Source organism: Roseateles sp. P5_E1, from assembly GCF_054049335.1.
Window position 1 is genome coordinate 1 of the sequence record NZ_JBFUMN010000179.1, and the last position, 757, is coordinate 757.

A 757-nucleotide genomic window follows, 5' to 3' on the forward strand; every position below is an offset into this window, starting at 1 on the left:
GGACAAGGTCAAGCGCCCGCTGGCCGACGAGTTGCTGTTCGGCAAGCTGGTCAACGGTGGCCGGGTGAGCATCGATGTCCGCGACGACGCGTTGTTCGTGGAAGCCCAGGCCGAGCCGGAACGGCGTCTGCCTGCCACGGTGGAGTGATCGCCGGGTAACGTGGATGCAGTCGTTGAAAAAGCCCCGAAAGGGGCTTTTTCATTGCCAGCCATCACGTGCTCAGCGTCGCGCCCGTGCGCGCGTGGCGAACTCCTTGGCCGTGATCGACTCCACATCGCTTATRCCGCACTTCTGCGATTTGGTGCGCAGGCTGCTGATGCCGCCGCTGCACAGCTCGCCGGCCCGGTCGGGGGTGACGAATTCCAGCTTGGGCGACAGCGCGGCGCTGTTGCAGCTGTTGTTGAAACGCACGATGTAGTGCTGGTCGCCGTTGCGCAGCAGCACGTCGCGATCGGCATTGGCACGCACGATCTGCTGATCGGCGCTCAGGGTGACGCACGCGCTCGCAGCGGCGGCGGGCTCGGCGGCGTTGGCCGCAACGGCGGAGCAGGCGGCAAGGAGCAGGCTCAGCAGGGACAGGGTCTTCATGGCGGGGGCCGACAGTGGCGATCCGGAGTGGACCGGGACCAGAGTGGCGCGGGCTGCGCCATTGCGAATCTGCAGCAAGGCAGCCTGACCGATGTCAGGGTGCACAGGGTAAGGGTGTCGCCCGGCAGGGGTGTGCACTTTTTCGCGCCCACGCAAAAAGACCAGCAC

1 protein-coding gene is annotated in these 757 nt (G+C 66.1%); it reads right to left on the reverse strand.

Annotation, left to right across the window (positions count from 1 at the left end; genetic code table 11):
* Positions 1 to 220 precede the first annotated feature (220 nt).
* Positions 221 to 757, reverse strand: a 537-nt coding sequence (locus ACXJKJ_RS30475) for a hypothetical protein (RefSeq protein WP_457395164.1), incomplete at its 5' end; no start/stop codon positions are given.